This window comes from Novosphingobium beihaiense, from assembly GCF_022832375.1.
GTDB lineage: Bacteria > Pseudomonadota > Alphaproteobacteria > Sphingomonadales > Sphingomonadaceae > Novosphingobium > Novosphingobium beihaiensis.
The window spans coordinates 196761-209118 of sequence record NZ_JALHLG010000009.1 but is presented as its reverse complement, the minus strand read 5'-3'; the positions used below and the strand labels follow the sequence as shown (position 1 = coordinate 209118).

Below are 12358 nucleotides of genomic sequence, written 5' to 3'. Positions count from 1 at the left end.
GATCAAAGTAATCTTTGCGCTGATGCTTAGTAATTCTTCGCGCAGATTCGCGAGGAGGGCGGTATCATGCGCTTCTTCATTATCATTCTGGCCATTCATGCCTTGGTGATGACCGTGCTGATGGGCGTGGGTATTACCGGAGTTCTGGCTGCGGGTATGGTTGGCGCGCGGCCGATCCTGATCGCTGCGGCTGCAGGGTTCGTTCTGGCCTTGCCGGTTACATGGATCGTCACGCGCCAGATTCTGGCGAAAACAGCGAAGGGCTAGGACGGATCGACATTCAGAAGATGGCGAGCCGAAAATGGTGCTTTTGCGCGAGCCGGAGCGCAGCGTACTTCATGTACGTGAGCACCGGAAGCGTGCAAAAGCGCCATTTGCAGGCCGTCAGGGCTGAATGTCGATCCGTCCTAATCCTTCGCAGAGGCTGGCAGCTAGGCCGGCCGGCAGGGGCTTGGGGCCCGCGCGGGAGGCATGGGGGCATACCGCGCGGGCCCCGCCACGTTTGCCTTACTCCATGAACCAGCCGTGGCTGGCGACCAGCGACTGGCCAGTAAGCGCGTTCGTCTGGAACGCGGCGAAGAACAGCGCGACTTCGGCGATGTCCTCTACCGTGGTGAATTCGGCGTCTACCGTCTGGCCGAGCATGACCTTGCTGATCACTTCCTCTTCGGGGATGCCCAGTTCCTTCGATTGCTCGGGGATCTGCTTGTCCACCAGCGGGGTGCGCACGAAGCCAGGGCAGATCACATTGGTGCGCACGCCCTTGGGTCCCGCCTCCTTGGCGATCGTGCGCGAGAGGCCGAGCAGCCCGTGCTTGGCGGTGACATAGGCGCTCTTGAGTTTGCTTGCTTCCTTGGAATGGACTGAGCCCATGAACAGGATCGCGCCCGATCCTTGCGCATACATGTGCGGGATGCAGGCCTTGGAGGTGAGGAAAGCACCGTCGAGGTGGATCGCCAGCATCTTCTTCCAGTCGGAAAACTGGAACTCCTCGATCGGGTTGACGATCTGGATGCCCGCGTTGGAAACCAGCACGTCCACCGTGCCCCAGGCATCGACGACGGCCTGAACGCCCGCGTTCACCTGCTCCTCGCTGGTGACGTCCATGGCGACGGCCATGGCTTCGGTGCCGAACTGGGCCTTGATGTCTTCCGCCGCTTTCTGCGCGGCTTCGATGTTCAGGTCCGCAATCGCCACTTTGCCGCCTTCGGAGGCGTACTTGTGAGCGATGGCATTGCCGATGCCGCTGGCGGCACCGGTGACGATGCAGACCTTGTCCTTGAGCTTCATGCTTTCTCTCCGTTGGGTGCGGTCAGCGGCGGGTTCAATCTGTCGCCGGCCAGGTCGAAAGTGGCGATTTCATCGGCTTCGAGCGCGCGGCCCGTCCAGTCGGGGTGCTCCAGCGAATAGAGCGCGTCGGCGCGTCCGGCGGCCCAGTGTTCGTGGATGGTCATGCGCGAGAATTCGTAGTCCTTGGAATTGGTTTCGTAGCCGCGCGTGCGGTTGATCAGGTGCATCACCGCCACCGCGCCTTCGGGATGGTGATTGAGGATTCCGGCCAGATCGGGATCCTCGCGCCATTCGGGCGGCAGCTTGCGGGCCAGCCGGTGCGCGGCGGCGCGTATCTTCTGGACCTCGCGGGACTGATCGGTGCCAAGGCGGGTGCGGCTGGAAAAACGGATGTCCTTCACCCGCTGATCGACATCGGCCAGCGTGCGCGGTTCGGTCCCGCGCGCGGAGAACAGGTCCACCTGAAACACCGTCATCTGGCAGGGCGTGCGGTTGTCGAGCACATATTGCAGCGGCGTGTTGGAAACGAGGCCGCCGTCCCAGTACCATTTGCCGTCGATCTCGACCGGCGGGAAACCGGGCGGCAGCGCGCCGCTGGCCATCACGTGTTCAGGGCCGATCGTGCGGCGGGTATTGTCGAAATAGGCGAAGTTGCCGGTCAGCATGTTGACGGCGCCGACGCTGAAGCGGGTCTCGCCGCTGTTGATGCGGTCGAAATCGACCAGATCCAGCAGTGTATTGCGCAGCGGCGTGGTGTCGTAATAGCTCAGTTGTCCCAGCCGCGCGGGCCATTCGGGAAAGGGCATGGGCCAGCGCGGCGTGAAGAAGCCCGGCACGCCGAAAGCCGCGGCATATTGCGCCGAAGCTTCGTTGAACGTGCGGCGGGCAAAGCCGATGGGCTCGTCCAGCCGGTAGAGCAGCTCGCCCGAAACCGTATCCCAGAACTGGCGCAGCGCGGGCACGCGGTCTTGCGGGGGATTGCCCGCGATGATCGCGGCATTGATCGCGCCGATCGAGATGCCGGATATCCAGTGGGGCGAAGCGCCTAGACCGGCCAGTGCTTCATACACGCCGGCCTGATAGGCGCCGAGCGCGCCGCCGCCCTGCAGGACGAGGACGCATTGCGTTTCAGGGGGATGATCGGGGTCAGGAGCATTCATGGCAAGATCCTGCACAGTGGAGGGGGCAAAGCACTGAGCATGCTGCATTGCAACACCTGGGGTTTCGCGAAGTTCCTTTCAACGGCAGGTTTGTAACCGAGTGTATGGCACGTGGGCGGGCCGGGCGTTCAGGCCGCCGCTTCTTCGGCAAGCTGCTCTGTCGCAGCTTCCAGCAGGCGCCGTTCGAGCGCCTTGAGGCGGCTTGTGGAGGTGAGCTTCTCGCCCAGCAGGTCGGTGACGTAGAACGTATCCGCCGCGCGTTCGCCATAAGTGGCGATATGCGCCGAATGGACCATCAGCCGCGATTCGAACAGCGCATAGGCCAGCCGGTTGAGCAGTGCGGGACGGTCACGCGCGTTGACTTCCACCACGGTGAAGCGGTTCGAGGCCTTGTTGTCGAAGATCACGCGGGGGCGCACTTCGAAGGCATCGGCGCGCGGGCGGGCATCGGGCTTGGCGACGAGCTGCGGCAGGATCTTGATGCGGTTGGCCAGCGCATTGCCGATCGAGGTGCGCAGCCGTTCGAGCTGGGCTTCCTCCATGAACGGGCGCCCGAGCGGGTCTTGTACCAGAAAGTTGTCAACCGCGCGGCCCGTGCGGGTGGTGTGGATGCGTGCGTCGATGATGTTGCCGCCCGCCAGATGGATGCCCCCGGCAATGCGGTAGAACAGGCCCGGGTGGTCGGACGCGATCACCGTCACCAGCGTGGCGCCATGGGCCGGATAGTATTCGGTGTGGATCGAAAGCGCATGCTCCAGCGCCTCGGCCGCTTCGAGCTGGGCGAGGTTCTTGGCGATCACGTCCTCGCTCTCGGCGATCCAGTAGGCGTCGATGAACTTGGCGCCGATCTTCTCGACGAGCGCTTCGTTCTGCGGTGCCAGCGCGGCGACGGCGGCCTTCTTCGCGGCCACGCGCTTCTCGCGCCCGAATTCGGCATGGCCCAGCCGCAGCCGTTCCTCGGTGGCGGCATAGAGTTCGCCGATGAGCTGGCGCTTCCACGAGTTCCAGGTGCCCGGCCCCACCGCGCGGATATCGACGATGGTGAGGATGGTAAGCTGGCGCAGCCGGTCCAGAGACTGCACCACTTCCACGAAATCGCGGATCGTCTTGCCGTCCGACAAGTCGCGCTTGAAGGCTGTGGCGGCCAGCAGCAGATGCTGGCGCACCAGCCAGGAGACCAGTTCGGTTTCCTCTTCGTCCAGCCCGAAGCGCGGGCACAGCTTGCGCGCGATTTCGGCGCCCAGCACCGAGTGATCGCCGCCGCGCCCCTTGGCGATATCGTGCAGGAGCACCGACATGTAGAGCGCGCGGCGCGACCGCACCTTGTGCACGATATCGTGCGCCAGCGGGTGATCGTCCTTCAGTTCGCCCTTCTCGATGCGGGAGAGCAGGCCGATCGCGCGGATGGTGTGCTCGTCCACCGTGTAGTGGTGGTACATGTCGAACTGCATCTGCGCGTTGACGCGGCCGAATTCGGTGACGAAGCGGCCGAACACGCCCGCCTCGTTGAACCAGCGCAGCACCACTTCGGGATTGTTGCGGCTGGTCAGCAGGCTGATGAACAGTTCGTTGGCGCGCTTGTCGTGCCGCACGTCCTCCTTGATCAGCGCCGCATCGCGGGAGATCAGGCGCATGGTATCGGGATGGATTTCCAGCCCTTCCTTGTCCGCCAGCACGAAGATTTCGATCAGGCGCACCGGATCGTTGGCGAACCAGTCGTCCGAAGGCGCCTTGATGCGCCCGCCGAAGACCTTGTAGCCCTTGACTGTGCGCGGCTTGGCGCGAAAGCCCGCCAGCAGCCCGCGCGGCTGCTTCTTGGCGAACTGCTCGTCCAGCTGGGCGAGGAACACGCCGGTGAGGTTGCCCACCACTTTCGCCTGCAGGAAGAACATCTGCATGAACCGCTCGACCGCGCTCTTGCCGGGGCGGTCGGAGAAGTTCATGCGCGCGGCCACTTCGCGCTGCAGGTCGAAAGTCAGGCGGTCCTCGGCGCGGCGGGTGATCGTGTGCAGGTGGCAGCGCACGGCCCAGAAGAAGTTCTCGGCCCGGCGGAACGAGAGGTATTCCTTGCGCGTGAGCAGGCCCACCGAGACCAGTTCGGAAGGATCGCGCACTTTGTGGATGTACTTGCCGATCCAGTAGAGCGTGTGCAGGTCGCGCAAGGAGCCCTTGCCTTCCTTCACGTTGGGCTCGACGACATAGCGGCTATCGCCCATGCGCTTGTGCCGTTCCTCGCGCTCGGCCAGCTTTTCTACCACGAACTGGCGCTCGGTGCCCGAGACCACGTCTTTCCAGAAGCGCTGGCTGGCTTCCTCGAACAGCGCCTGATCGCCCCAGACATAGCGTCCTTCGAGCATCGCGGTGCGGATCGTCAGGTCCGATTTCGACATGCGCACCATATCGTCCAGCGAGCGGCTGGAGTGGCCGACCTTGAGCCCCAGATCCCACAGGAAATAGAGCATCGCCTCGATCACCTGCTCGCACCACGGGGTGTTCTTGATCGGGGTGAGGAACGCGATGTCGACGTCCGAATGCGGCGCCATCTCGCCGCGTCCGTATCCGCCCACGGCCATGATCGTCAGCCGTTCGCCCTTGGAGCGGTTGCTGGCGGGATAGACGTACTGGACCACGTAATCGTGGATCACCCGGATGAGCTGGTCGGTGAGGAAAGCCTGCGCCTCGGCCACTTCGTGCCCGGCGGAGGGCTTTTCGACAAGGCGGCGGGCGATTTCCGCGCGGCCCGCGTCCTGCGCGGCGCGCAGGGCTTCGACTACGGGCTGGCGGGCCTTGGTGCGCCCGTGCTCTTCGGCCAGTTTGTCGAGCTGCAGCACAAGCTCGCGCCGGTCGATCACGGTGCGGGGCGAGGGAATCCGGATCACGCTGTTCATGGGATGCGGCTTCTAAACGGTAGGGATGGCTAAGGAAAGGCACTGGGCCGGGGCTGCCGCCTTGCCGTGTTCTGCGATCCCGCGTTCAGCCGCCGTGCAGCCACACTGTGAAAACGCGGGCTACCATCCTCGGGCGGGCTATGCCAGAAGGCGCCCCGTAACCGAGCCGTCTTGGCCCTGCCGGGCCGCCCCAGGACACACCAGCGAGGCCGAATGTCCCTGATCCAACTGGCCGCCGCCGCCGCGGCGCAAGTGCACGAACCGATCCACTGGGTGGATCTGGGCCTCAAGAACTACCTGTTCCGGATCGGCAGTTTCGAGCTGCGCTGGTATTCGCTGGCCTATCTGGCAGGCATCCTGCTGGGCTACTGGCACTTGTCGCGCATGATCAAGGCGCCCGGCGCCCCGCTGGCGCAGCGTCATGCGGACGATCTGTTTTTCTACTGCACGCTGGGCATCATTCTGGGCGGGCGTCTGGGCTATGCCACGTTCTACACCGGCGGCGATTCCGACATTCCCAGCATGTGGCTGCATCCCACGGAACTGGTGCAGCTCTGGCATGGCGGCATGAGCTTCCATGGCGGGCTGATCGGCGTGTTGCTGGCGCTGCTGTGGGTGTCCTGGCGCAATGGCCTCAATTTCGTGCGGGTGGCGGACTACATTTCGGTCTGCGTGCCCTTCGGCATGATGTTCGGCCGCCTGGCGAACTTCGTGAACGGAGAGTTGTGGGGCCGCGTGGTCACGGACCCGAACCTGCCCTGGGCGATGATCTTCCCCGATGCCGGGCCGCTGCCGCGCCATCCCAGCCAGCTTTACGAAGCCGGGCTGGAAGGGCTGATGATGATCATCATCATGCTGCCGCTGTTCTGGAAAACGCGTGCGCGCTTCCGTCCCGGCCTGCTGGTGGGCGTGTTCACCACCGGCATCGCCTGCGCGCGCTTCATCGTCGAGTTCTTCCGCGAGCCCGATGCCCAACTCGCAGAATTCGCGCGCAACACCGGCTTGTCGATGGGGCAATGGCTGACGATCCCGCTGATCGCGCTCGGCCTGGTCATGATCGCACGCGCGCTGATGAAGCCGGAGCTGGCCAGCGGCGGTGCGGCCATGGCGCCCTCCGCCGCCTGATGGCGGACAGCGCGGAGCCGCTGGCCGCGACGTTCCAGCGGCTGATCGCCAATTTCGGCCCGGTCACGCTGCAGCATTTCATGGGTGAATCGAATGCCCGTTACTATGCGGGCAAGGATCCGCTGGGCAGCGCGGGCGATTTCATCACCGCGCCCGAAGTGAGCCAGATGTTCGGCGAGCTGACCGGGCTGTGGCTGGCCGATATCTGGATGCGGGCCGGGGGCGGCAAGCATGTCCATTATGTGGAGCTGGGCCCCGGGCGCGGCACGCTGGCGCGCGATGCGCTGCGGGCGATGCAGCGCGCCGGGCTGGAGCCGCACGTCCATCTGGTCGAAGGCTCCACCGCGCTGAGGGAGATCCAGCGCGCCGCCGTGCCACAGGCTGAGTGGCATCACGATGTGGCCAGCCTGCCGGAAGACGGGCCGCTGCTGGTCATGGCCAATGAATTTCTGGACGCGCTGCCGGTACGCCAGCTGGTGAAGACGCCGCAAGGCTGGCGCGAGCGCATGGTCGATTGGCAGGACGGGCACTTCCTGCCCGTCGCCGGGGACAAGCTGATGGACGCCGCCGTGCCTGCGGATATGCGCGAACAGGCGGACGGCACGCTGATCGAGACCTGCCCCGGCGCTGTGGCGGTAGTGCACGACATCGCCGGACGGCTGGCCGCGCAAGGCGGCGCGGCGCTGTTCATCGACTACGGCTACGACGCCAGCCGCACCGGCTCGACGCTGCAGGCGCTTAAGGAGCATACCAAGGTCGATCCTTTCGCGATGCCGGGCGAGGCGGACCTCACGTGCCTGGTCGATTTCGCCGCCATGGCCGATGCCGCACGGTCGGGCGGGGCGCGCCATCTCGGCACTGTGACGCAGGGCGCTTTCTTGCGCGATCTCGGGATCGGCGCGCGCGCGGCAAAGCTTGCTGCAGCGGCGCCGGAGCACGCGGATTCCCTAAGATCGGCGCTGGAGCGTCTGACCGGGGAAGAGCAGATGGGGACATTGTTCAAGGTCATGGGTCTGGCCGCGCCGGACTGGCCGCAGGGCGCGGCTTTCTGATGGATCCGCAGGCGCTGGGCGATTACCTGCACCGCCAGATTCCCTTGTCGGCGGCGATGCGCGTGCAGGTTCTATCGGCTTCGGCGCAATCGGTGGTTCTCTCCGCGCCGCTGGAGCCGAACATCAATCACAAGAGCACGGTCTTCGGCGGCAGCGCCTCGGCACTGGCGATTCTGGCGGCGTGGTCGCTGGTGCATCTGCGGCTGGAGGACGCGGGGCTGCCCCCCGCCGAAGTGGTGATCCAGTCCAACCGGATGGACTATACCCGGCCGATGCAGGGCAGTTTCACGGCGTCATCGAAGCTGGCGGACGAAAGCGCATGGCCTGCGTTCATGAAAATGCTGGCCCGCAAAAGGCGCGCGCGGATCGAAGTGGAATCGGTGCTTGCGTGCAGCGGTGCGGAAGCAGGGCACCTGAAAGGCCGCTTCGCCGCATTTTTGCGGGACGGAGCGTAACGCCCAATCCTCCCTGTCACGAAGTGACGGGGAGGGGGACCGCCCGCGTAGCGGGTGGTGGAGGGGTAAGAAACCCCTCCGTCATTCGCTGCGCGAATGCCACCTCCCCATTTTGCTATGCAAAACAGGGAGGATTGGGCCCCATCAGCCGCCGGTCTCCATCGCGCGCACGTCTTCGGGCACCTGCCGCACCGGCACGGCGGCGATCCACTGCTGCATGGCCACGTTATCGATGATCCCGAGCACTTTGTCTCTGCCCTGCTTGAAGGTGGAGAACCCGTCGCCGCCTTCGGAGAGGAAGTTCACCACTGTCACCCGGTAGTCCGCCGAAGGAACGACCGGCTTGCCGTCCAGCGTCAGCGAAACCACGCGCTGGCCCGAGGGACGGTGCATGTCGAAAGTGAATTTCAGCCCTGCCGAGGCCGCCAGCACTTGCTTGGTGCCGTTATCGTCCAGCCCTTCCTCGATCACCGCGCGCACTTGCGCGCCGGTCAGCGTCATCGTCACCAGATTGTTGTTGAACGGCTGCACCCTGTAGATCTGGCCGAACGTCACCGTGCCGTCAGGCGCGGGATCGATCGGGGCGCGGATGCCGAAAGGATTGGTGAAGGCGATCTGCGCACCGGCGCTCCTGCTGGCATAGAGCTGCCCGTCGGCGATCAGGTTGCCGAGCGGCCCACCCTCCATGCTTTCGCTCGAAGGCTTGGCCGCCGGGCCGGAGAGCTTGCCCACCGGCCGCGCGATCAGATCCTTGGCGTCCTTCTCGTAAGTCGCGACGTAGCGTGCCACGTCCGCACGCGGCGCGAATTGCGGATAGAGCTTGGTATTGGGCACATCGCCGCGCCCGCTGGTATAGCCTTGCGACTGCACGATCACGTTATGCGCGGTCTTGGCGATCACGCGGTGGGTGGCCGGATCGATGGCCAGCGTAATGTCCGTCACCAGCTTGCCGTAGACGCCCGCGCTGGTGAGCAGGATCTGGTCGCCGGGCCCGGTCTGGCCGTAATGGCAGATATATTGCCAATGCGTGTGGCCCGAGACGACGACATCGACGCCGGGCTTCAGCCGGTCGAGGATCGGTTTGATCTGGCCGGTCAGGTCGTGGCAGCTGTTCGGATTACCCGGCGTGGTGTGGCCGCCCTGATGGATCAGCACGACCACGGCATCGGCACCCTCGGCCTTGAGCCGGGGCACTTCGCGGTTGATGGCATCGGCCTCGTCCCCGAAAGTCAGGCCCTTCACTTCGTGGGGTGAGACGAGCGTGGGCACGTCCTTGAGCGCAAGGCCGATGAAGCCCACCGTCACTTTGCGCGCGCCGGTGCCGAAGCTTTTCAGCCCGGTGGCGGGGAACAGCGTGGTGCCGTCCGCCTTGTACGTGCTGGCCGAGAGGTATTTGTACTTCGCGCCCTGAAACTGTTCGAGCTGGCACGGCTGCAGCCGCGTGTTCTTCTCGCACCCGCCGTTCTGCAGGCGCTGCAGTTCTTTCCAGCCGCGGTCGAACTCGTGGTTGCCCACCGCGTTGAATTCAAGCCCGATGCGGTTCATCACGCCGACCGCCGGTTCGTCGAGATGCAGCGAGGATGCGAGCTGCGAGGCGCTGGTGAGATCGCCCGCCGCCACCACGACATGATAGCGGTGCTCGGCCTTGATCTGGTCCACCGCCGAGGCAAGCCAGGCCGCGCCGCCCGCCGGGACGGGGATGGTGCCGCCCTTGCCGTCCGGCGCGGCGACGGCGGCCTTGGGCGGCTCCAGCGCGCCGTGGAAATCGTTGATGGCGATGATCCCCACCTGCACCGGCGGCTCGGCTGCCGGGGCGGCAGCATGATGCGCGGCCTGCGGCGCGGCGCAGGCGGCCAGCAGGGTGAGGGCGGCAAGAGGGGCGGCGCGTTTCAGGGGCTGGAAGATCATGACGCGGCTCTATCGCATGAAAGCGTGACGCTCCAGCGGCCAATTGCGCGCGGGGCGTGCGATTTTACCGCGTGCTTTCCTCCAGCGCGTGCATCTGCGCATCGCTGAGGCCGAAATGGTGGCCCACCTCGTGCACCACCACATGCGTCACCAGATCCTCCAGCGTCACCCCCGTCTCGCACCATTCGGCGAGCAGCGGCTGGCGGTAGAGGGTGATGCGCGGGCGGAACTCGCCCGAGGCCCAGACGCTTTCCTCGCTCATCGGCCGCCCGTGATAGAGGCCGGTCAGGGTGAACGGGTCTTCCAGCCCCACCGCGCGCAGGGTTTCGGCATCGGCGAATTCCTCGACATGGACAGTGATCCCGTCGAGGTGTTCGGCAAAAGGCGCAGGGATGCGGGCGAAGGCGGCATGGGCCAGCGCCTCGAAAACGGCGGGGCCGGGGGCGGAACCGAAACGGTTGGTCATCGCTCTACGATAGACTGCCAGAGGCGCCGCGTCTTGCGCTTTGCGGCGGTGCGGTGCGCCGGTCAGCCGTCCACCGCCTTGCGCCCGATGGCGGGATCGTCGGTGAAGAAAGCGTCGAGACCGGCGGAAAGGTAAGCGCGGATTTCGGCCACGCTGCCTTGCGGGTTGCGTGCGGTGCCGTCGGCGCTGCTGTGCAGATTGGCGGGCAGGAACTGGTTTTCCGGGCGGAACGTCCACGAGGCGACGAGCAGCCCGGCGGCATGGGCATCGGCCATCAGCGCGGTGGGCGTATCGCTCAGGTTGCCGTCCTCGCCGCGCGGGAGCAGGGCGAGCTTGTAGGGCGAGATCCAGTCGGCATAAGTGGCCATTTCGGCCAGCCCGCGCGGGGCCTGCATCTCGTTGTAGGTGGGGCCGCTGCCCTTGGCGGCGAGATCGGCGGGGCGCACCGGGGCAGGCACGGTCAGCTGCATGAGCTGCACGTTCTTCTGCCCGGCCAGACGCGCGCGCAGCCATTTGAGGTTCGAGACTTCGAAGCTCTGGATGATCAGCGGCGCGCTTTGCAGATAGGAACTGGCGGCGATCCGGTCGAGCAGGCGCTGTTCGAGCGGCAGGCCGATCCCAGCGAAATAGGTGGAGTGCTTGATCTCGGGGATCAGGCCGATCGTGCGCCCGCGCGCGGCGGCCTCGGCAGCGGCGAAATCGGTGATTTCCTCCAGCGTCACGATCTGGAACTGCCCGTCATAGGCCTCGCTTTCCGGGCGCAGCGCGCCGAGGCGCTCCTTCGCGCGCAGCGACTTGATTTCGGCGAGAGTGAAATCCTCGGTGAACCAGCCGGTGATCGTCTCGCCATCGATGGTCTTGGTGGTCTTGCGGGCCGCGAATTCGGGGCGGGCCGCAATGTCAGTGGTATCGGCGATGTTGTTTTCGTGCCGGGCGATCAGCACGCCGTCTTTCGTGGCAACGAGATCGGGCTCGATGAAGTCGGCGCCATCGGTAATCGCCTTGGCATAGCTTGCCAGCGTGTGTTCCGGGCGCAGCGCGGGGGCGCCGCGATGGCCGATGACCAGCGGCTTGGCGGGGCGCTGCAGCGGCGGATGCGCGGTTGCTGCGAAAGCACCCGGCACATGCACGGCCCCGGCTGCCGCGAGCGCGCTGCCGACGAGGGTGCGGCGGGTCAGGTTGAGATCGGTCATGGCCGCAGGTTCCTTCGGGCATCGTCGTGGAAAGCCGCGCGATAGGCGGGCGCGATGACAGTGACACGACAGCGCCGGGGCATCAGGCCGCGAACGACTGGACCAGCGTGCGCAGCGAGCGGAGCAGGGCGCGGTTGACGGGGCGGCCTTCGTCGAGCTGGCGGGCCATGGCATCGATGATGCTGAGTGCGCGTTCGAGGTCTTCGGGGAGGGCGGATATGGTGCCGTGCGCGGGGCCGTTCTGCATTTCCGCCACCGCACGTTCGGCCGCGCGCCGCAAGGCGATTTCGTTTTCCAGTTCGTCGCGCAGCTGGTCGATCGCCAGCACGCGCAGCGCCGCGCGCTCGTCCGCCGCGGCATTGGCCTGGCGCAGCAGGTCGCTGGTCTTGTGCTTGACCAGGTGGCTTTCGATCCGGGCGCGCAGCACCTCGAAATCGATGGGCTTGGTCACATAGTCGTCAGCGCCCGCTTCGAGCGCTTCGACTTGCGCCTGCGCCTCGGCCCGCGCGGTCAGCATGATCACGGGCAGCGCGTCCATTTTCCAGTCCTCGCGCAGCACCTTGAGCACGTCGATGCCGCTCATGTTGGGCATCATGTAATCGAGCAGGACAAGATCGATCTTCTGCGAGCGCAGGCACTGCAGCGCCTGCGGCCCGGTCTCCGCCTGAAACAGCGTATAGCCCGCCTGTTCGAGGCGGCGGCACACGACCGCGCGATTGCCCTCGACATCGTCGACGACGAGAATGGCGGGCGGGCATGGGGCGGTGTGTTCAGCCGTCATGGCAATTTCCGTTTGTTCGTGTGGGGCCGGCGGCGGGGGA

At 65.7% G+C, this 12358-nt stretch carries 11 protein-coding genes; 4 read left to right on the top strand and 7 right to left on the bottom strand.

The genetic code is table 11. The features are described 5' to 3' along the window. Positions 1–66 precede the first annotated feature (66 nt). Positions 67–267, top strand: a complete 201-nt coding sequence (locus MTR66_RS09345) for a hypothetical protein (protein WP_243920099.1) — start codon at positions 67–69, stop codon at positions 265–267. A 240-nt stretch (positions 268–507) separates the two neighbouring features. On the opposite strand, the gene MTR66_RS09340 is transcribed toward MTR66_RS09345, so the two are convergent. From MTR66_RS09340 to MTR66_RS09330, 3 genes are all read right to left on the bottom strand, one after another. Then, positions 508–1290, bottom strand: coding sequence for a 3-hydroxybutyrate dehydrogenase (locus MTR66_RS09340; RefSeq protein ID WP_243920097.1), 783 nt, complete (start codon positions 1288–1290; stop codon positions 508–510). Next, the gene (locus MTR66_RS09335) at positions 1287–2450 is read right to left on the bottom strand and encodes a patatin-like phospholipase family protein (protein ID WP_243920095.1); all 1164 of its coding nucleotides are present in this window, start codon (positions 2448–2450) and stop codon (positions 1287–1289) included. Before MTR66_RS09335 ends, MTR66_RS09340 begins: the two co-directional genes overlap by 4 nt. Positions 2451–2578: 128 nt before the next feature. Further along, positions 2579–5338: a [protein-PII] uridylyltransferase gene (locus MTR66_RS09330; protein ID WP_243920093.1), complete on the bottom strand. Its 2760-nt coding sequence runs from the start codon at positions 5336–5338 to the stop codon at positions 2579–2581. Positions 5339–5551: 213 nt separating this feature from the next. Here MTR66_RS09330 and lgt point away from each other — a divergent pair, with 213 nt between their 5' ends. Genes lgt through MTR66_RS09315 form a run of 3 tightly spaced genes read left to right on the top strand, consistent with a single transcriptional unit; the run spans position 5552 to position 7970 of the window. Next, positions 5552–6463, top strand: coding sequence for a prolipoprotein diacylglyceryl transferase (gene lgt / locus MTR66_RS09325; protein WP_243920084.1), 912 nt, complete (start codon positions 5552–5554; stop codon positions 6461–6463). Further along, positions 6463–7515, top strand: coding sequence for a class I SAM-dependent methyltransferase (locus MTR66_RS09320; protein WP_243920074.1), 1053 nt, complete (start codon positions 6463–6465; stop codon positions 7513–7515). Before lgt ends, MTR66_RS09320 begins: the two co-directional genes overlap by 1 nt. After that, positions 7515–7970 (top strand): YiiD C-terminal domain-containing protein, encoded by a 456-nt coding sequence (locus tag MTR66_RS09315; RefSeq protein WP_243920065.1) that lies wholly within the window; start codon positions 7515–7517, stop codon positions 7968–7970. The genes MTR66_RS09320 and MTR66_RS09315 overlap by 1 nt, the downstream gene beginning before the upstream one ends. 144 nt (positions 7971–8114) lie before the next feature. On the opposite strand, the gene MTR66_RS09310 is transcribed toward MTR66_RS09315, so the two are convergent. The 4 genes from MTR66_RS09310 to MTR66_RS09295 all read right to left on the bottom strand — a co-directional run bounded on the left by MTR66_RS09310 (position 8115) and on the right by MTR66_RS09295 (position 12318). Then, a complete protein-coding gene (locus tag MTR66_RS09310) occupies positions 8115–9878 on the bottom strand; it encodes a bifunctional metallophosphatase/5'-nucleotidase (protein ID WP_243920063.1) in 1764 nt (587 codons plus the stop codon). A gap of 64 nt (positions 9879–9942) precedes the next feature. Continuing rightward, on the bottom strand, positions 9943–10344 hold the full coding sequence (locus tag MTR66_RS09305) for a metallopeptidase family protein (protein WP_243920061.1): 402 nt from the start codon (positions 10342–10344) through the stop codon (positions 9943–9945). A gap of 62 nt (positions 10345–10406) precedes the next feature. Further along, entirely contained in the window at positions 10407–11537 is a 1131-nt protein-coding gene (locus MTR66_RS09300; protein WP_243920059.1) for a glycerophosphodiester phosphodiesterase, read from the bottom strand. Between the two features lie 82 nt (positions 11538–11619). Beyond that, complete coding sequence (locus MTR66_RS09295; protein ID WP_243920057.1) at positions 11620–12318, bottom strand: response regulator; 699 nt, start codon at positions 12316–12318, stop codon at positions 11620–11622. Positions 12319–12358 lie beyond the last annotated feature (40 nt).